13 protein-coding genes are annotated in these 17362 nt (G+C 65.0%); 11 read left to right on the top strand and 2 right to left on the bottom strand.

The genetic code is table 11. The features are described 5' to 3' along the window. The first annotated feature begins 721 nt into the window (after positions 1 to 721). From ACIBKX_RS33335 to ACIBKX_RS33320, 4 genes are all read left to right on the top strand, one after another. Positions 722 to 1606, top strand: coding sequence for a ParA family protein (locus ACIBKX_RS33335; RefSeq protein WP_363275867.1), 885 nt, complete (start codon positions 722 to 724; stop codon positions 1604 to 1606). 472 nt (positions 1607 to 2078) lie between these two features. Continuing rightward, the gene (locus tag ACIBKX_RS33330) at positions 2079 to 2591 is read left to right on the top strand and encodes a hypothetical protein (protein WP_363275866.1); all 513 of its coding nucleotides are present in this window, start codon (positions 2079 to 2081) and stop codon (positions 2589 to 2591) included. Between the two features lie 363 nt (positions 2592 to 2954). Then, a complete protein-coding gene (locus tag ACIBKX_RS33325) occupies positions 2955 to 3428 on the top strand; it encodes a hypothetical protein (protein ID WP_363275865.1) in 474 nt (157 codons plus the stop codon). Between the two features lie 476 nt (positions 3429 to 3904). After that, positions 3905 to 5686, top strand: a complete 1782-nt coding sequence (locus tag ACIBKX_RS33320; RefSeq protein WP_363275864.1) for a hypothetical protein — start codon at positions 3905 to 3907, stop codon at positions 5684 to 5686. Between the two features lie 140 nt (positions 5687 to 5826). On the opposite strand, the gene ACIBKX_RS33315 is transcribed toward ACIBKX_RS33320, so the two are convergent. Beyond that, positions 5827 to 6582 (bottom strand): aquaporin, encoded by a 756-nt coding sequence (locus ACIBKX_RS33315; protein WP_363275863.1) that lies wholly within the window; start codon positions 6580 to 6582, stop codon positions 5827 to 5829. Positions 6583 to 7135: 553 nt separating this feature from the next. On the opposite strand from ACIBKX_RS33315, the gene ACIBKX_RS33310 reads away from it, so the two are divergent. From ACIBKX_RS33310 to ACIBKX_RS33295, 4 genes are all read left to right on the top strand, one after another. Beyond that, positions 7136 to 8512: an FAD-binding oxidoreductase gene (locus tag ACIBKX_RS33310; RefSeq protein WP_363275862.1), complete on the top strand. Its 1377-nt coding sequence runs from the start codon at positions 7136 to 7138 to the stop codon at positions 8510 to 8512. Positions 8513 to 8587: 75 nt separating this feature from the next. Continuing rightward, entirely contained in the window at positions 8588 to 9946 is a 1359-nt protein-coding gene (locus tag ACIBKX_RS33305) for a SidA/IucD/PvdA family monooxygenase (protein WP_363275861.1), read from the top strand. A gap of 84 nt (positions 9947 to 10030) precedes the next feature. After that, a complete protein-coding gene (locus ACIBKX_RS33300; protein WP_363275860.1) occupies positions 10031 to 11104 on the top strand; it encodes an alcohol dehydrogenase catalytic domain-containing protein in 1074 nt (357 codons plus the stop codon). Continuing rightward, complete coding sequence (locus ACIBKX_RS33295) at positions 11101 to 11763, top strand: pyridoxamine 5'-phosphate oxidase family protein (protein WP_363275859.1); 663 nt, start codon at positions 11101 to 11103, stop codon at positions 11761 to 11763. Before ACIBKX_RS33300 ends, ACIBKX_RS33295 begins: the two co-directional genes overlap by 4 nt. Before the next feature lie 180 nt (positions 11764 to 11943). Here the strand turns inward: ACIBKX_RS33295 and ACIBKX_RS33290 are convergent, their stop codons facing one another. After that, positions 11944 to 12624, bottom strand: a complete 681-nt coding sequence (locus ACIBKX_RS33290) for an ANTAR domain-containing protein (protein WP_363275858.1) — start codon at positions 12622 to 12624, stop codon at positions 11944 to 11946. Positions 12625 to 14251: 1627 nt separating this feature from the next. On the opposite strand from ACIBKX_RS33290, the gene ACIBKX_RS33285 reads away from it, so the two are divergent. Genes ACIBKX_RS33285 through ACIBKX_RS33275 form a run of 3 tightly spaced genes read left to right on the top strand, consistent with a single transcriptional unit; the run spans position 14252 to position 17312 of the window. Beyond that, complete coding sequence (locus tag ACIBKX_RS33285) at positions 14252 to 15364, top strand: bifunctional DNA primase/polymerase (RefSeq protein ID WP_363275857.1); 1113 nt, start codon at positions 14252 to 14254, stop codon at positions 15362 to 15364. Then, positions 15361 to 16914, top strand: a complete 1554-nt coding sequence (locus ACIBKX_RS33280; RefSeq protein WP_363275856.1) for a phage/plasmid primase, P4 family — start codon at positions 15361 to 15363, stop codon at positions 16912 to 16914. Before ACIBKX_RS33285 ends, ACIBKX_RS33280 begins: the two co-directional genes overlap by 4 nt. Continuing rightward, positions 16911 to 17312, top strand: a complete 402-nt coding sequence (locus ACIBKX_RS33275; RefSeq protein WP_363275855.1) for a DUF6009 family protein — start codon at positions 16911 to 16913, stop codon at positions 17310 to 17312. The genes ACIBKX_RS33280 and ACIBKX_RS33275 overlap by 4 nt, the downstream gene beginning before the upstream one ends. The last annotated feature ends 50 nt before the right edge of the window (positions 17313 to 17362 follow it).

Below are 17362 nucleotides of genomic sequence, written 5' to 3'. Positions count from 1 at the left end.
GCTAGTTGCTCTTACAGAGCGATCGAACAATCGATGTTTGCATCGATCTATGTATGCATCGATGGCACGATCAAACGAACGGACCCACTGTCCATCCATTGAGCGGACGATGACTCTCTCTTACGTTCGTTCCAACTATGTCTGGATCAAGCGAACCTTGTTTGCATCACTCCATCGGTCCGTCGACCGATCGGTCGCTCTACCGGTCGATGGACCGAACCGTCGCTGTTCTAAGCGATCTCACCAGTGAGCGAGCCATCCGACGAACAACCAACTCGTCTAACGGTCGCACGCACTCACTACCGTTCTCTCGATCGCACGATCGAACTAGCTGCCATACCGCCATGCCATCGCAGGAACAGAGCAACGAACGTGCAAGCGTTCACACGTTCGACTCAACTCACCCACGTGCCCTGCGCCCAACCGTCGTCCGACGCATGACACGGGCTCAGAATCCGGGGGCCCAGTGAGAGAAGGGCACGGGGCAAGCGCCGAGCCTGCGCGTCACACCCGCCTCGTGTAGCAACTCCTGTTATCGTCATGCCGTGATATCCCGTGTCACTAGAGCATGCGATGAGACTAGGCGACAGACACATTCGGACGAACTAGCTAAATCGGCTGTTCATCCAGGTAGAGAGCCCCTGCCCTCGTCGCTCAACCTCCTGGTGACACCTGTGTACTTGTGGAATCGGACGACTCACTGGAGAGAGGCGGACACGCGATGAAGGTCATCGCCGTGGCAACACAAAAGGGAGGGGTGGGGAAGACCAGCACGACGGTCAATCTGGCTGCCGGGCTGTCTCTAGCGGGCGCTCGCGTGCTTGCTGTCGACCTTGACCCCCAGGCCCAGGCCGGAACAGCCGTGGGTGTCAACCTCTCGGGGGAGGACCAACTCGCACGGTCCCTGGGGTGGATCATCCAGGCCCGGCTGCAGGGCATGCGTATGGACCTCTCGAACCTGTGGTTCGACCGCAGCGAACTGCTCGACGACTTCGAGGACGCCGGCACGCTCCATCTGCTCGCCTGCGAAGAGTCCACGATGACTGCCGCTCAGGACCTCATCCACAAGAAGGGGTATCAGTCCACTCCGGTCTTGCGGCGGATACTCCTTGACGTTGCAGACTTCTTCGACTTCGTCATCATCGACACGCCACCCGCCGTGTCCTCTCTGTCTGCCACCGCACTGGCAGCAGCGGATTACGTCATTACCGTCTCGATCCCCGAGTACCCGGCTCTCAAGGGTGCTGCTGCCACGCGCGGCACCGTCCGATACGTCAAGGACCGCACGGGTGGGGAGTGCGATCCCCAGTTCTTGGGCGCCGTCCTGAACCGCTCCAATCCTCCCTCCCGGTGGAAGAGCCAAGAGGCCAACGTGCGAAACGGACTGCTCGACAACGACCTTGCCCCCTTCATGACCGACATCCGCACGGACAACCGCATCAGTGACTCCTTCGCCTTCGGCGTGCCATCAGTGATCCGGTATGCCAGCCACGGCCCGGGCAAGATGTACGGCCAGCTCATGGGGCAGATCGTTGAGCGTATGCAGCAGCCTCGTGAGAAGTGGGAGATGCCAGACCGCATCGAGAGCGAGGCCTCGGGTGAGTGAGAGCAAGCCCCGCTCGAAAACCAAGAAGAAGACCTTCAAACCAGCCGGCGCCTCACTCGTTCAGGGACTTATCGCGGGTGCGGACGACGTGGCGGGGCGCTCGTTCCTTGGTGGGGGACAGGCCCCGCCTGAACCAGAGACGGCTCCTGACACTTCACCGGTACCGGCCCCCGCAAAGGCCAGTGACGAACCGCGCCTCCCGCCACAGCCCGTGAAGGCCGAGCCCGCCACACCTCCGTCTGCTGCTGCGCCATCTTCTGCGTCCGCAGCCGGACGCGACACGGTGTCCGCTCCGACCGCGGGCGCCGATCGGGCCGGCACTCCCATGGAAAGCAGTGAGGGCGATTCACCGGGGTCCGGCCTGGCGTCCGACCCGGCGTCACCCACCGAGGCCAAAGGGCCGCGCAAGTCGACCACTCCTTCGGCAACAGCTTCAGCGTCGCCGAAGGCGAGTGCCGCCAGTCCTGGGGGAGTGCCCGCCGAGCCCGCCGCCGCAGCGCCACGTGCACGCAGGCGCAGTGCGAGTGGCTGGGCTCATACCGCGGTCCACGACAGCTTCGCCGATGCCAAGCTGCGCTCCAGGTCCTGGCAGGCGTACGGATTCCGCATCACGCCCGATGTGCTGGCAGACCTCAAGAATCGGCTCAACGCCGATCGCCGCACGACCGGCAACTCTCAGCTGGCGATCGGGCACTACCTCGACGCGGCACTGCGACACGCTCCCGATGACGTGGACGAACTCATCGCGATGGCACAGGACTTCGCGGGGGAGCGCATCTGGGATACGGACAAGACGCAGCCGTCGTCCTATCGGGTCGGCCTCCAGGCCTTTGAACTGGTGTCGACTCTCAACGTAACCCTGCAGGAACGAGACTTCGGACGGCGCGGGACCCTCGTCGTCTCGGCGCTGGTCGAGCGCTACCTCCAGGCTCTGGAGGCGGACGGGGAGTTGCAGCGGCCGGAGCGGCGCCGCAGATCCAACTGACTGGTCCGCCTGGACGGGGGACAGGTACGGCGGCGGGCGCGCGACGATGTCGGCGCCCGCCGCCGTTTCGTTGCCCTGTTGGCTGCAACGTTAGATGTTCCGTTGACTGCAACGCTCTAACCAACGCTATGACGCACGATCAAACTTACACACGAGCTGTCATGCACTCCTACGAGCCATGTGACACTAGAGCAATCACTCCCGACAATCGACTGTCGTTCCCCTGACGAGCCCTCAAAATGGGCTATCCGAACGGACTTGCCCGATTAGACGACACGCCCTCTCTCTAGTGACGCCAGAAATCCCTGCCTCTCTGCGCTAGGGTGTGACAACAATCGATACCGTTGTCAGGAGAGTCGAGCGATGTCGCTAAGCAGCGACCAACTCAGCACCAGCGCCGTGGCCACCGCCGCCGGGCTGAGCGAGTCATGGGCGTGGAAGGCACGTAACCAAGGCGTCCTGCACGAACCCCACTTCGAGGACGCCGTCGTGGCCTTGCGCGTCTATGCGTTCGTCTCACAGATCGTCTGGCCCGGCACGCGGCGCCCCCGAAGCGCCCGCCAGGACCTCGAGCTGTGGCAGTCCTCCGCCGTCGAGGCCGCACGGCAGGCCGTATCCGACACCAAGACGACCCCGGAGACGGTCCTTTGGGTTCTCGAGGACTCCGTCCATCTGGTCACCACGCCCGCCGAGCGCGCCGCGTTCGACCTCGCACACCTCGGCGGACGCGTGGCCATGCGCATCCCCATCGGCCTGTGGGTCGCCGAACTGCCCGATGCAATAACGCAGCTGAAAGCCCGTCGGCGCCGCACCTCAGGCCGTAAGAACGCCGCCTGACGGTTGTCGCAAGGCCAGTACAGCTTCTGTGCGCTTCCCGCCCAAATCCGAAGACAGCAAGACAGCAGGAAGCCACAGCGCCACTGTCCCTACACCGACGCACAGCCGGTGTAGGGCACACAGCAAAACAGCCCGGGACTACTGATCCCGGGCCATTCGCCTAGTCGAGGGGAGGAGACACCCAGCTAGAACCTCTAACTGAACATTCCACTCACCGAACTCGTGATCTTTGCCTGGCCGGGCACCGAGTCGCGGTGAGGGTTTCCCTTCCTCACTCTCGTCTGGAGCACATCATAGCTACCCGCACGGGAGCCGGTTCAGTCATGCCGCAAATGGCTACCGAGTCGGCTCAAACCATGTCCCTCGCCTCTCACGATCACACTTCGGCGTGCCCCAAGACGGAACGCCAAGCACCCCTCCGCGCGCACAGCAGCCCCGCTCCTCCCGACGCACCAGAGCGACGGCAACGCGTGCGCGTGCCCTGGCGGCTCGTCGCCACGCCCTTCTACAGCGACATCGCACTGGCCGTGTACATCAAGATCAAGGCCCTCGGGCAGCGCCCGGAGGGCTGCACGGCCGGAACCGCGCGGCTGGCGGAGTACTTGGGGATGTCGAAGGCCTCCGTCGAGCGCGGGATCGCTCTGCTGCGCCGCCCTGCACCCGACGGCGTAGTGGAACTGCCTCAGAACACCCGGCGTTCGCTGCCCGGCGGTTCGGGTACGACGGCACGCCGACGGGTTCGGGCGATGTCGCCGACCGAGCGTTTCGTGTGGCTCCCGGTAGCGGCGGCGGAAGATCTCACACCTCGTCAACTACGCGCGTACGCGGCGCTGGTGTACGCCCAGGCCCAGCGCCAGCCGCTGAGCCTGGGGGAGCTCGCCGGAATGTTGCGTCACTCTTCGGGCCTGCGGGCCGGACAGACGCTGACGACGGCCGCGACCGGCGCGGTGGTCGATGCCCTGGAGGCAGCGGGCTGGCTGACGGTGCACCGGCGAGCCGGAACACAGGGCCGCCACCAGTACACCGCACACACACTCCCGTCCTCTCTCCGTCCCCTCCGTACGGAGCCGACATCCGACACACCGCACAAGACGCCCGTCGATTCCAGTGATGCGACTTCTGCTGTTGGTGAGGGATCGGGTCCGCAGGCTGGTGAGGGGTGGCTCGCGAATAAGGAAGACCCTAGGACTGCCCGACCAGATGACGGGGGAGCATTTGTCTCACCCGCCGTAGGCGAAGTACCGGTAGTTGGGCCCGAGCCTGGGCGCAAAATGATCGGTGCACCGCGCTTCCCGGCCCGAGCCGCCGCTCTCGCGCTCCGCGCGGATGATCACAACCATCCCTCCCTCGCAGGGCCCGACGGCACCATGCCCAACGGCGTGAAAGCGACACCTCGATCGTCGTACGACGGACCTCAGTTGACCCTGAGTCCACAGATCTACGCGATCCTGGAACCGGTGCACTGGCTGCTGAAGCAAGTGAACAACACCTACGTCCAACGTCAGATCGCCCGCGAGATCGGCCGTCAGTTGCGTGAGGGCATGGGCCCCGCACGCCTGCGCCACCGTCTGACTGCCCGCCTTGCCCAAGTCACACCCTCCGAGATCCGCGATATCGGCCGCTGGATCCTCGGCGTGGCGCTGCCCCGTTGGGGATGCGGTCACCTGGACTGCGAGACTGGGATGATGTGGTCGACCGGCCGCCGATGTGATGCATGCGCGCAGATCGCCGCCGAGAAGTCTCTGTCCCAACAGCGCGCACAGCGCCTGGAGCAAGGCCTGTGCCCCGACCACGGCTGCCGCCCCGGCCCGGTCGGTTCATGCGGCCTTTGCCGACTCCAGCAGGCGGCGGAGTGCGCCTCGCCTGCTGCGGCCCCCGCTCCGTCCCACGTGGATGACCGCCCTCGGGGAGCCTGCGGCGGCTGCGGTGCGCGGATCTTCCTGCTTGGCCAGGCTGTGGCTGACGGCTTGTGCAAGGTCTGCCGCCAAGAGGCGGGGGACCAGCTGCCCGAAGGCCTCGACGGTGACGGGGCCCAACGACAAGGGACTACGTGCGTGCATGACGAGGGAGTCCCGTGCGGCCGCCCGGCTCTGCCCGGTCGTCAGCTCTGCGTTCGGCACCTGGCGCTGGAACTCTCCACCGCGACTTCAGGGGCCCACTCTGTGTCCGGCCGATCAACGAGCGGGGAGCCCAACGACGTACCCAATGCCTGGATGACGGAACGTGGGGGAGTATCCGTTTCGCTTGCCACAGTCTGACCGGACACGGTGGGACGGTCGAGCGAGCGGGCTGGCAGCGGCTGATGTCGCATCGCCGCCTGGCCCGCTGCCAGGAGACTCTCCGGCCTGCGCTGGATCGCAGCTTCCAGCAGGTCCGTGTACCGCAGGATCGAGGTACGTCAGTGGGCCGCTTCACCTGTGCCGGCCAAGGTGGCCGGGGTGCGGCCGAGCACCAGCCAACCGACGGCGGCCAGGAGTCCGCCGAGGATGGGGAACACGACGAACACCCAGAGCTGATCCAGGGCCCAGCCGTGCTGGAAGACGGCGGTGGCCAGCGAGCGGGCGGGGTTGACGGAGGTGTTGCTGACCGGGATGGTCACCAGGTGCACCAGGGCCAGACCGACGCCGGCGACCAGGCCGCCCACCGCCGCCGGGAAGGCGTTGGCCGTGGTGGCCAGCACGATGAGCGCGAATACGGCGGTGGCCACGACCTCCGCCAGAATGACGGCGCCGAGGTTGAAGTGGTCGGGGGAGTGGACACCGTAGCCGTTGGAGGCGAAGCCGGCCTCGCTGACGGAGACGATGCTGCTTTGGCCGTTCTGGTCCACGGCGGTGAAACCGGCCTTGCCCTGGCCTACCGACCAGATCAGCAGCGCACCGAACAGGCCGCCGACGACCTGCCCGCCCAGGTAGGCGGGCAGCAGCCGAACGTCCGTCTTGCGGGCCACGACCATCGCCGCGGTGATCGCGGGGTTGATGTGACAGCCGGAGATCGGGCCGATGAGATAGGCCGCCGCCAGCAGACTGAGTCCGAACGCGATCGCGACGCCGAGCACACCGGCGCGTTCGGCGTCGAAGACCGCGGTCCCCACACCGCCGATGATCAGGATCGCAGTGCCGAGAGCTTCGGCGAGGAAGATACGTAAGGTGGGCACGAACGCCTCCTGGGCGGAGTTGCGGGGCATGATCACCCAGGTTGACCCGACCGTGGACACGGGCGTCACGGCGACACCCGGCGGCAGACCCTTCCGGGGGATCAACCGTCACCGGGCCGGGGGAATGGCGCGGTCCATCCGGTCGGCAGACTCGCATGGCTGGCCACCCGTCCTGATGTGCTTCTCCCTGAACAGCTTGGCGAAGGTCCCTGAGGTACTTCTCGAACCGTCGAGGTCTCGAACCGCCATTCCCGGCGTGTGTCCGAGGCTCGCAGCCGTACCACTGGGTGTCGCCGTTCTCGTAGCTTCGCGATCAGCACCAGAGTCCGATGACGGGCCCCTTTGGTGACGTCATGCTTGGGTTGCTCTATGAGAGCGAGATCTTCACAAGCGCGCAAAGTTGCTCAATGTCCTCGCTGCGGCTGCCGTTCAGCGCCTGTACGACACCCGCAGGCAACAGTTGAATGTGCCTCACCCAGCCAGGTGTGGCGCCCCAGGCAGCAGAAGCTGGGGCGGCGACGCCTGGCACCAACCAGGTGAGGGGTCTTGGACCATGTCGGACAGCAACGAGAACACGGCGCAAGCGCAGGTAACTCGACGCGACGACGTTGGGTACGGGGAGATACGGCAAGAGTTGTGCTGGAACACCCGCGTGCCCAACCGATTCCCTGACGCCATCGCCCGCGCCGTAACCGTCGACGAGGTGCGGGATGCCGTTCGTTTCGCGGCTGAACACGGCCTGCAGGTGTCGCCACGGGGCAGCGGGCACAGCTGGGTCACTTCAGCATTGCGTGACAAAGGGCTCATGCTCGATCTGTCGCGGCTGACCGGGATCACGATTGATCCGCAGGCCATGACTGCCACGGTGGAACCCGGCGTGACGGGTGATCAGCTGGCAACCGCCCTGGCCGCGTGCGGTCTTGCCTTCCCGGTCGGGCATTGTCCCGGCATCGGGCTGAGCGGCTATCTCCTGGGCGGCGGAATCCCCTGGAACGCGCCCACGTGGGGGCCCGCCTGCAAGAGTGTGCGGGCGGTCGACGTGGTGTTGGCGAGTGGTGAATTGGTGCGGGCCGATGCGGACCGGCACGCTGATCTGTTGTGGGCGGCACGCGGAGGCGGCGCCGGCTTCCCTGGCGTGATCACGCGTTACGAGTTGCAGCTCTATCCTCTGCCCCGCGCGATGCGCGTCAGCCAGTGGCTGTACCCGATGGACATGCTCGACGAGGTGGTGCGGTGGGCTGGTGCCGCTGCCGAGGAAGTCGCCCCCAGCGGACAGATTCTGTCGTACTTGCGGGTGGCGCCGCCGTCGATGGTCGGTGTGCATGGCGGCGAGTACATGATCCTGGTGCAAGGTGTCGCGTATGTGGACACGGAGGCTGAGGCACGCAAGCTTCTCTCGGTCTTCGACCGGGCGCCGGTAAGCCATCGGGGCAAGGAAGTGGCCCGGTGCCGGCCCACGACGTTCGCGCAGTTGCAGACCGACCTCGGCGAGTTGTATCCCGAGCCCCGTCGCTACGCCGTCGACCATATGTGGCTCGGTGACACCAATCTGGATGAACTGCTGGCTCTGACCGCCAAGCACCTGCGCACTGTGCCGAGTGAGGACTCCAATCTGCTGTTCCTCCTGATACCGGCCGGGGGAGACCCGTTGCCGGACATGGCGTTCTCAAAGACCGACCGGATCTTTTTCTCGCCGAACGCCATCTGGGAGGACGCCCGTCACGATGCGGTTAATCTGCGCTGGGTGGACGACGTCGTGAAGGACTTCGAGCCGTTCGCGACTGGCTATTACGTGAATGAAACGGATCTGTTCCGGGGCGCGCACCGAGCGTCGGGCGCGTTCGCCGCCACCAACTGGGTAAAGCTCCGCGAAGTGGTGGCCCAGTATGACCCGAATGGTGTCTTCACCACTTTCCCGGAACTTTCCTGACCAGGGGGTAGTGCATTGCCCTGGCAGACCCACAAACCATTGGAATCTTCCCGTACGGTACCCGGAGGTCGTTTGATGCTCTACGATGTGCTTGGCGTTGGGTTTGGCCCGGCCAATATCGCACTCGCCGTCGCCGGAGAAGAACAGAAGATTCCTGGGGTTACGATGCGCTTTCTGGAGGCGCAGAAGGACCCTGTCTGGCAGGGCGGAATGCTTCTCGACGGGTCGAATATCCAGAATCACCCATGCCGTGATCTGGTGAGTCTGCGCAATCCACGCAGCCGCTATACCTTCATCAACTATCTGTTTGAGGAAGGGCGGCTGCTGGCTCACCTCAACCTTCCCGATGAATTCCCGTTACGCAAGGAGTATGCGCAGTACATCGCCTGGGTGTCCGGGAAGATGTCGCACATGGTTGATTTCGGGGTCCGGGTGCAGACCGTTCGGCTGACAGCTCATCGGGAGATGCCGGTGTACGAAGTCAAGACCACGGACGGTGCGCGCTATCTTGGCCGGTCGCTGGTCATCGGGCCAGGGAGGACCCCTTATGTTCCGCCGCCTTTCGACTCCGTGAAGTCGTCCCATGTCATTCACCTCACCGAGTACCTCCCCCGGGTGCGGGAACTGGAGCGTGCGGGGGGAGTGAACAGTGTGGTGGTCATCGGAGGAAGCCAGAGCTCCGTTGAGCTGGTCCTCGACCTGGCCAAGCGGTTTCCGCGGGCCCGCGTCACCAACTATGTGCGTTCGTTCGGTCTGCGTCTGAAGGATACGAGTCCGTTCAGCGAGGAGGGGTTCTTCCCCGACTACACCGCCTACTACTACCGGTCGAGCCGCGAGAGCAAGCGGAAGCTGGACAGCTACATGCGGCCCACCAACTACTCGTCGGTCGACGATGACGTGCTCCATGAGTTGTACCGAATGATCTACGAGCAGCGGCTGGACGGCCACCAGCGTGTCTTCGTGCGCGGAAATCAGCAGGTGAATGCCATCAGCCTCACCGGGGGCAAGGTAGAGCTTTCCATCAGCGACGTACACACGGGTGACCGGGAATATGACGCCGTTGATCTCGTGGTTCTTGCAACAGGATTTAGGGACCTTGGTCCTGAACCTCATCAGGAAGCCTATCCTCGACTTCTGGCCGACGTCATCGATAATTTCGAGTTCGACAAAGAAGGGTACCTTGAGGTAAGCGAAGACTACCGCCTCGTACCCCAGCGAGAAGGAATCCCGCCGATCTTCCTCAATGGCCTATGCGAATCGACGCACGGCATAGGTGACTCAGGTTCCTTCAGTCTGCTCTCGCTGCGTACGGCGGCCATACACGGCGCATTGAGTTCCTGCCTGCCCCAGATGAACCACCACCGTGGCTTGCAGAGTGCCTCCGCCAGCGCAGGGATACCGGCGCCCGGTGCGGCGGTGCGTGATGACGGTTAGCGCGTTCTGCGTCCGCACTCCGGTTTCCGAGTTCGGTCCATGGTTGGGCTGCCGCCTCCGGGGATCTCTCATGGAGCCGCGCCCATGTCTGAGCTGATGAGCGCCCTTGCCGTCCTCGGCGTCGACCGCGTCGGCTTCGTCCAGAAGCCGATCCCGTGCCCGGGTCCGCGCGATGCTGTGGTGCGCACTACGACCTCTTCGGTGTGTACCTCCGACGTGCGCCATGTCATGGGCGGGATGGCGCTGCCTCGGGGGCGGGTTCTCGGTCATGAAAGTGTGGGAGTGGTCGAACGCGTGGGCACGGATGTCGTGCTGTTCGCCGAGGGTGACCGGGTGACCGTAAGCGCCATCACGCCCGACGGCCGCTGTGATGACTGTCAGCGGGGGACGTCCGGCCAGTGCGGCGGCACGTCGATGGGCGGATACCAATTCACGTCGCAAAGGGACGGCTGTCTGGCTGACTACTTCGTCGTCAGTGACGCCGACTTCAACCTGGTCGCCGTGCCCGAGGCGCTCTCCGACGAACAGGCCCTCTACACCACCGACATGTTCAGCACCGGTCTTGCCGCCGCGCAGGACGCAGCCGTTCCGCCGGGCGGCACCGTAGCTGTCTTCGGGCTGGGGCCGGTGGGGCTGTGCGCCGCCGCCGCGTGCCGGCTCCTCGGCGCCGGACTGGTCATCGCCGTCGAGCCCAGGCCCGACCGTGCCGTCTATGCCACCGGCTTCGGCGTCGACCTCGCCGTGGACCCGACCGGGCAGGATCCGAGGGAGTTCTCCTTGTACCTGTCCGGCCAAGGAGTCGATGCCGCGATCGAGGCCTCCGGTACCGCCGAGGCCTTCGCCGACTGCATCCGTTCCACCCGGCCGGGCGGTGTCATCGTCAATGTCGGCTACCACACAGGAGATCTGACCATCCCGCAGGATGGATTCGGCCGTGGCATGGGCGACAAGACCATCCGCACCCGGCTCTGTCCCGGCGGCCGCGAGTGGATGACCCGTCTGCTGCGGCTGGTCGAGAACAAGCGAGTCGACCTCACTCAACTCACCACGCACCGCTTCTCTTTCGCGGACGCAGAGGAAGCCTTCGCCCTCATGGCCACCAAGGCGGACGGCATCATCAAACCGCTCATCACCCACGAGAAAGCAGGAGGTGAATGATGCCACCGGGCGACGAATACCCGGCAACCGCGCGTACCACCCCGCACCGTCACCAGAACAGGATCATCCGCAGCCAGCACAGCATCCACGCCATCCTGGACGCCACATTCGTGTGCAGCCTGGGCTTCATCGCCGACGGCCACCCCGCAGTCCTCCCGCTGATGCACATCCGCCTCGACAACACGGTGTACGTCCACGGCTCACCCCGCGGACACCCGCTCCTGGCGGCCCAACGCGACGGACTGGACGTGTGTCTGACGGCAACTGTGATCGATGGCCTGGTGCTGGCACGCGCGGCCTTCAACCACTCCCTCAACTACCGGTCCGTGGTCGCGCACGGCCTGGCCCGCACGGTGGAGGACCTGGTCCTCAAGCGCCGGGTCTTCAACACCCTCATCGAAAGAGTGGTGCCGGGCAGGCTTGCCGACACCCGGCCGCTGACCGACCGGGAACTCTCCGGGACCACTGTCCTCGGACTCGAACTGACCGAAGCAACCACCAAAATCCGCGCCGGGGGCCCCAAGGACACCCCCGAGGACCTCACGCTGCGGCACTGGGCCGGAGTCATCCCGATCTCCCAGACCACCTCCCGCCCCGTCCCCGCCGAAGGCCTGCACGACGGCGTCGAACTGCCGTCCTACCTTCTCACCGAGCCGTAGGACACATCAGGCACCCAGCGGTAGGCAAGCAGGTGCTTCACGCACCCCTCGTACGGCTCAGGTTGCACTGAAATGCCTTGCCCCGAACAGCGGTCGATCGACTCTCTGCTCTCTTCGATCCGGAGTCGGAACAGACTCCGCAGCTATGACCTCATCCACGGCGACAAGACTTCTACCAGCTCACTGACCGGGCAAGCGCAGCCGTCCGTCGACGATGTCGCGGGCCACATGTGTGATCTGCCGACCATGGGCGAACGCGTAGGCGCGGATTCGGTCCAGTGCGTCATGCAGGGGCATCAGCAGCTGCATGCTCACCACACCTGTCGCTTGATAGACCACCGCGCGGTGCAGATCACCGGACTGGGCGCTGCCGCCGCCGTTCAACTCGTCGTCATGGGCCAGGACGAACAGCGCAAGTGCATCCGAGACGGCGAAGCCATATGCGACCTGATCCTTGCGTATCGGGCCGACGCTGCTCCGACTTCCTACCAGCACTCCGATGCGTAACGTACCGAGCTTCAGCGGGAAGGCGAACATGGCCCGAGTACCTTCTGCCAGCGCCACGGGCGCGAACGCGGGCCACCTTGTGCCGGGGTCCTGCTCCAGATCGCTCACCAGGCACAGAGCACCGTGCTGAGCAGCGTCAATCCCCGGTCCCTCACCCACGGTGAACTGCAAATCGTCCAGACGGGCGCTCATTTCATCGCTGAACCACACCAACTCGGTGATGTCCTTGCCCAATGACACGGCTACGCCGTCCACGCCGAGCAGAGCAGCACAACCCTGCAACCACTTCGGCGACGGGCCTGGGCCTTCCGGGCCCAAAGGAGCCATCAGATCGGTGACGGTGAACTCAGCCATCACGCTTCACCGGGGCCCAACCGGCACCCGCCCTGCTCCACTGGGGGACAACCTGCCAGGAAGCGATGCCATGGCCCGGGGCGAGGCCGCCAGGGGCGACCAGAGGCGCCATCATGAGGCCCGTTCGCACGGTTTGTGCCTGCGGGGCGCGCCCTCCAGGCGTAATGATCTTGTTAGCGGCGAAGGTGTTGCTGGCGGCGAAGGCGTCGGCCGCAGCCGGTCGGCCCAGCTCAGGCCGAAGATAACAGGAATGCCTCGTTCCCCTTGTTCCCGTGTTCCCGGAACCTCGCGAGACAGCATGGTGTGCGGGACCCCCCTCATCCGTGGAGTGTGCGTATGCTCCCGGCTCCCGGACCCACCACAGGGGCTGGGTGTCACCAGCAAGTGCACCCTTCGGCGAAGAGACTGTCCGCGACCTGCGCAGTTTCGGTCTACTGGCTGTCGCTGGAGAGCTTCGCGCACGTGGTGCACGGAAGGCCAGTAAAAACGTTCCACTTTGATTCCCCCTCGCAATTCAAATGGATGATCGACGCTTTGAAGACTCTGAAAGGCGACGCACTCATTGGTGCCGACGGGCAGCCTTTGATGGTCAGGAGGCATGCCGAGTCAATTACTTCTCGCCAGTTGGTCGGGATGTCTCAGTGTGAGGCAGTCCATGGGGCGAACAGCCCATCAATCCAAGATCGCTGCAGGTCAAGTACTGCTGCGGCACACGGGAAGGGGAATTCTAGATTCCAGATGGGGTCGGCCCGAACGGGAAAAGTGGCGACTGTGGCGCGAGTGGTCATTCGAACTGAAAAGCGGTCGTTGACTTACATTCAAAACCCCTACGGATGGATCAACTCTCGATTCTCCACTTTGACTGAAGAGTTAACGGGTGGGTCGTTCGGTAGGGGAGCCTTGATGGTCGAGCAATCTGATTAATTCGTTTAAGTGCGGGGCGGGGGCGTGCCCTTGCTGAACGACGCTGGGGGGCGCAATTGGGAGAGCCTGATGTGCCGATGCGGGCCAGCGAGGAGGTCTCGCCGCTCCCGTGGCAGGCCTGCGCGAGTGCAGCCCATCGGGATGGCCCCTGGCATCGGTATGACCCTGACGGGTGCCGAACTACTGAGGGGCCGGCTGCGGGGGAGTGGTCCTGTCGATGGTGCCCGTCCTGTCGACAATCTCCGTCCTGTCGACGGTCCACTCTCCCGCGGGAACGAGCACACCTACCTCAGGAGCTACCGGGACGGCCCAACGCCAGCGACCGTTCTGCCTCTCGGTCGCTTCAGCTCCGATGAGTAAATGCGCAGGTCAGGGCGCATCTCAGTGAACGACAGCGACTGAAGCGACCGAGGCTTGCCATATATGAAGACATTCCCGTGTGTGCGCGTGCGTCATATATAGAAGAGTTCAGTCGCTTCAGTCGCTGCTACGTCGCCTTGACCTCCATGACCTGCAGTTTTTCGGCGCCTTCCGGGCAGCGACCAAGCGCCTACCGTCGCTGCCTCGTCGCGGGGTTCAGTCGCTGCGTATCGCACCAACGGCACGGCCAGCGCTATTCTCCCCCGGATACGCATCTCAGCCCCAGGGGTTCGGTAACCTATCCCCGTCGTTGAGTCGCTTCAGTCGCTAATGGGGGGACCACATGGCTCCTGAGCTGCGGCCTTCGTGCAGCGACTCAACTGAGAGAGCCCCTGACTCGTCAACTGCCACGCCCTTTCTCGCAACCGCGAAGTGGTGTGCCGGAAAAGGGTGGCCTGTCCATCCGCTGGCCCCGCGGCGCAAGACCCCTGCGGGAAACTGCGAGGCGTGCCGGAGGAAAGGCCACACGAGCAACGGGTGCAGCTGCCTCGTCCAGGGTCGCTGGTGTCACGGATTCCACGCCGCTACCCTCGACCCTGCCCGCATTGACCAGTGGTGGGGCAACAATCCCGACTTCGGGGTCGGAGTCGCCTGCGGCCCCGCAGGACTCGTAGTCATCGACGTAGACGTGCACCACCAGCCCCTGCCAGCCCGGGACCGAGTCTTGCCTGGAATCAGCATTGCCGACCACGTCGATCTCACGGGGCTGTCCAACGGCTACCACGCTCTCGCGGTCCTGGCAGCCCTGCGTGACGTCGTCAGCCCGACTGACGACGAAACGACTCTGCGTGTGCGCACACCGTCTGGCGGTGTCCACGTCTGGTACCGCGCCCGACGCCACCACCAATGGAGTTGCTCCACTGGCTCAAGCCCCACCCGGGCCCTTGCATGGCAGGTTGATGTCCGCGCTCACGGCGGCTACATCATCGCTCCCGGCACCGTCACCGACGCCGGCACCTACACCCCACTCGGCCACACCCGAGAACCCGCACTCCTCCCCGACTGGCTGGCCGAGGAGTTAAGCCGAACCGGCCATATCCCTCAGCGTCACGCTCAGTTTCCACGCCCGGTACCACCCCGCGCCCGACAGGCAGTCAGTGCCGCAGGGGGAGGCAACGGCGCCGCCGCACGGGCTCTCGCCACAGTCCTGGCCGATGTCACCGACTGCGCCACTGTCCCTCAGGGGGCAGCGTTCTCGCAGAAGCTCAACTCCGCCGCGTACACCGCCGGAGGGCTCGTGGCAGCAGGGCATCTGACAGAGGGGGAGGCCGAACAGGCGCTCAAAGACGCTGCCCAGCTGGCCCGCCCCGGGCAGGAACGCCGTTCTGACTCGATCATCCGTAGCGGGATGAGCGCCGGCTCCCTGCGCCCTCTGTTCCCCGGGAGCCACACATGACTCTCAACGGGAACGACGACATCCTTGTCGGATTCGACCCCCGCGCCGTCGCGGCCCAAATCCTGGATCAGACACCTGCGCCCTCGCGAGCAAGAGAATCGCCGGTCTCGTCGAGCACGGGCTCCTCAGGTACGAATTCCTCAGGCCCCGCCTCCTCAGGCACGGTCACCGCGGACGGACTCCTTCCCGACACACTTACCGACCGCGGCAATGCCAAGCTCTTCGTCAAGCTCTACTCCAACGACTACCGGCACGTCCCCGGTCTCGGCTGGTACCGCTGGGACAGCGCACGCTGGCAGATCGACGAGGACGACACCGTCTTGTGGGCTGCCGGAGACCTCGCGGAGAGCATCGCCACCACCGATCCCCGCGGCCTCCACAGCACGGCCGCCCTACAGCAACACCGCCGCCGAGCGCTCAGCACCAGCGGGATGAACGCGATGCTGACGCAGGCCAAGTCGGCGCCCGGCATGGTCCTCAACGCTTCTCTGCTGGACGCAGACCCGTACGCACTCTGCACCCCCTCCGGCATCGTCGACCTGCGAACCGGTCTGGTCCGAACCCCGGACCCGAACAAGGACTTCCACTCGCACTCCACCTCCGCCGGGCCACAAGCCATGCCCACTCCGCGGTGGAGCCGGTTCCTCACCGACACCTTCGGCGACGGACCCGAAGACGCGCCGATGATCGACTTCCTGCACATCCTCCTCGGCTACTCCATCACAGGAGACGTCGGCGGCCAGGTGATGCCCTTCCTGTTCGGCTCGGGCAAGAACGGCAAGTCCGTACTGCTGGACGTCCTCATGAAACTGCTGGGGGACTACGCCGATGCCGCACCGCCGGGATTCCTGATGGCTCGCCCCTACGAAGGGCATCCCACGGACTTGGCGGAACTCCACGGCCGTCGCGTCATCGTGTGCAGCGAGGTCAAACCGGGGGACAAGTTCGACGAAGCCCGCGTCAAACTGCTCACAGGCGGCGACCGCATCAAAGCCCGCCGGATGAGACAGGACTTCTTCAGTTTCGCGCCCACCCACAAACTCTGGTTGCTCGGAAACCACCGGCCCGAGGTCGGCACGGGCGGCTTCGCCTTCTGGCGCCGCATGCGCCTCATTCCCTTCGAGCGCGTCGTCTCCGACAACCGTAAGATCGACAACTTGGCGGACATTCTCGTTACGGAGGAAGGCCCGGGCATTCTCAACTGGCTTATCGACGGCGCCCGTCGCTACCTGAGCGGGGACAAGGACCTCACCGGTCCGGAACGGGTACGCATCGCCACCAACGCCTATGCGGAAACCGAAGACCACACGGGCCGCTTCCTCAGCGAGTGCTGCACCCTGCACCCTGCCCTCCGCGAGGAACAGGCACACCTCTATGCCATGTACCGCTCGTGGTGCCAGCATGAAGGCGCGCCGGCGGTCTCGTCCCGAGCCTTCGCCGCCCGAGTCCGTGATGTGGTCGGACTCACCTCGCCCAAGGAGATGATCCTGTCCAATCAGCGGAAGTATTACCCCGGGATCGGAATGCTTGCCGACGAGGAGACAGCATGAGCGCCCTCATCGCAGAGGACGAGATCAGCCACGAGACCGAACTCGTCTGGCTTGAGGACACCAGCGGACTGGACTACGTCCGGCAAAGCCTCGACCGGCTTCCCAACCGCCGGAGCCGCCCCGCGTACCACCGGGACGGCCGCATGATCGGCTATGCCCTGCTCGCTCCGGCAGCCAAGCCCTCGCGCTCGTCGGGGACCTTCCGCCGGAGGGTGTTCTGGCTCCTGCCCCACGATCGGGACGCCGACCCCCAAGGTCTCTACTCCACGGGCGCGCCGGCCGAAGCCGTCGATCCACGGACACTGGCCCCCGGCCGCAAGGGCTGCAAGACGGAACGGTCCGAAGGCGGCCCGCCCTCGTCCGCGATGCAGGAGCTCGGCATAACCCTGCCCCTCTGAAACAGCTCCGACAGCAAGAAGGGGCCGCGCTCACGCCGGGGAGATGCGGG

It is taken from the genome of Streptomyces sp. NPDC050658 (assembly GCF_044457025.1).
In the GTDB taxonomy this organism is placed as follows: domain Bacteria; phylum Actinomycetota; class Actinomycetes; order Streptomycetales; family Streptomycetaceae; genus Streptomyces.
This window is presented reverse-complemented; position numbering and strand designations above follow the sequence as displayed.

Coding starts and splice junctions, on each gene's coding strand:
- ACIBKX_RS33285 (WP_363275857.1), top strand. CDS start 14,252: ATGGCTCCTGAGCTGCGGCCTTCGTGCAGCGACTCAACTGAGAGAGCC.
- ACIBKX_RS33300 (WP_363275860.1), top strand. CDS start 10,031: ATGTCTGAGCTGATGAGCGCCCTTGCCGTCCTCGGCGTCGACCGCGTC.
- ACIBKX_RS33275 (WP_363275855.1), top strand. CDS start 16,911: ATGAGCGCCCTCATCGCAGAGGACGAGATCAGCCACGAGACCGAACTC.
- ACIBKX_RS33305 (WP_363275861.1), top strand. CDS start 8,588: ATGCTCTACGATGTGCTTGGCGTTGGGTTTGGCCCGGCCAATATCGCA.
- ACIBKX_RS33335 (WP_363275867.1), top strand. CDS start 722: ATGAAGGTCATCGCCGTGGCAACACAAAAGGGAGGGGTGGGGAAGACC.
- ACIBKX_RS33280 (WP_363275856.1), top strand. CDS start 15,361: ATGACTCTCAACGGGAACGACGACATCCTTGTCGGATTCGACCCCCGC.
- ACIBKX_RS33295 (WP_363275859.1), top strand. CDS start 11,101: ATGATGCCACCGGGCGACGAATACCCGGCAACCGCGCGTACCACCCCG.
- ACIBKX_RS33325 (WP_363275865.1), top strand. CDS start 2,955: ATGTCGCTAAGCAGCGACCAACTCAGCACCAGCGCCGTGGCCACCGCC.
- ACIBKX_RS33290 (WP_363275858.1), bottom strand. CDS start 12,624: ATGGCTGAGTTCACCGTCACCGATCTGATGGCTCCTTTGGGCCCGGAA.
- ACIBKX_RS33310 (WP_363275862.1), top strand. CDS start 7,136: ATGTCGGACAGCAACGAGAACACGGCGCAAGCGCAGGTAACTCGACGC.